Below are 1,533 nucleotides of genomic sequence, written 5' to 3'. Positions count from 1 at the left end.
CAATGCCGGGAAGTTAAGACGGCTGGCGGTCGAGTCAAGGTGTTCGGCCGAACCTGGGACATGAGAACGGAGATCCAGTAGAACGGGTGATCTTCCACAACCATCCGTAACAGACTGGATCTCCGTTGAGCCGACAGTCTGCCAGGTCTGCCCTGGCCTCCGCCATCAGCACGGTCACATCGACCACCCGCACCGCGGCAGGGGTGTTCGCGCCAGGTCATCTGGGTGAGCTGACCCAGATCATCCCTTTCGAGATGGTCGATGAGGTACTGGCGGACACAGGTGCGGTCGAGCGGCGGCTACGGGAGCTGCCGTCGCGGGTGATGGTGTATCTGCTGCTGGCAGCGGGCCTGTTCGCCGGGATGGGGTATCGGCAGGTATGGGCCCGGCTCGTGTCGGGTTTGGCCGTTTCAGCAGCGCCGCCGTCGTCCTCGGCGTTGGCGCAGGCACGACGCCGGGTCGGGGTAGCGCCGTTGAAGGCGCTGTTCGAGCTGCTGGCGGGCCCGCCGGCAGGCGCGCTGCGGTGGCGGGGGCTGCTGGTCTGCGCGATGGACGGCACCACGATGTCAGTGCCCGACAGCCCGGCGAACCTGACCCGGTTCGGGCATCAAAGCGGCTCGCATGGCGGGTCGGGCTATCCCCTCCTGCGACTGCTGGCCGTAGTCGTCTGCGGCACTCGTACCCTGCTCGCGGTGACCTTCGGCCCGATCAAGACCGGCGAGACCAGCTACGCGCCCTCCCTGTTCGGTGCTCTGCGGCCGGGGATGGTGCTCCTGGGCGACCGGAACTTCGCGGTCAAGGACCTCGTCACGGCGATCGCCGTCACCGGGGCGGACCTGTTGATCCGCTGCAAGAACAGCCGGGCCCTGCCCCGGCTGGCCACCCTGACGGATGGGTCGTGGACCAGCGTGCTGGGCGGAGTCCCCATCCGGGTCATCGACGCCCACATCACCGTCACTCTGTCCGGTATCAACCGGCGGACCGTCCACTACCGGCTCATCACCAGCTTGCTCGACCAGCACCGATACCCCGCCCGGGACCTCGTCGTCCTCTACCACCAGCGCTGGGAGATCGAAACGATCTACCTCGAACTGAAATCGACCATTCTGGGCGGCCGCGTCCTGCGCTCCCGGACCCCGGCAGGCGTCGACCAGGAAATCTATGCTCTGCTCACCGCCTACCAGGTCCTGCGGCTGGCGATGGCCGATGCCACCGCATCCCATCCCGGCATCACCGATGACCGGGCCAGCTTCACCATCGCCCTGCTCACCGCCCGCGATCAAGTCGTCCACGCCGCCGGCATCCTCGCCGACACCACCATCGACCTGCTCGGGCGTATCGGACGCGCTCTCCTTGAAGATCCCCTGCCACAACGCCGCGAACGCATCAGCCCACGCATCGTCAAACGCGCGATCTCCAAACATCGGGCCAAAGGACACGTCGACCGCACCAACCACCGCGCGAGCACCACCATCAACATCCTCACCGAACACCAGTTGACAGCAGCCCAAAGCCCTTAACTTCCCGGCATTG

1 protein-coding gene is annotated in these 1,533 nt (G+C 66.4%); it reads left to right on the top strand.

The genetic code is table 11. From position 1 onward, the window contains the following. The first annotated feature begins 125 nt into the window (after window positions 1–125). Entirely contained in the window at window positions 126–1,520 is a 1,395-nt protein-coding gene (locus tag ACIBK9_RS51805) for an IS4 family transposase (RefSeq protein WP_397166833.1), read from the top strand. Window positions 1,521–1,533 lie beyond the last annotated feature (13 nt).

This window comes from Nonomuraea sp. NPDC050227 (genome assembly GCF_044459705.1).
Taxonomy (GTDB): domain Bacteria; phylum Actinomycetota; class Actinomycetes; order Streptosporangiales; family Streptosporangiaceae; genus Nonomuraea.
The sequence above is the reverse complement of the archived record's forward strand: the minus strand, read 5'-3'. Positions and strand labels throughout refer to the sequence as shown.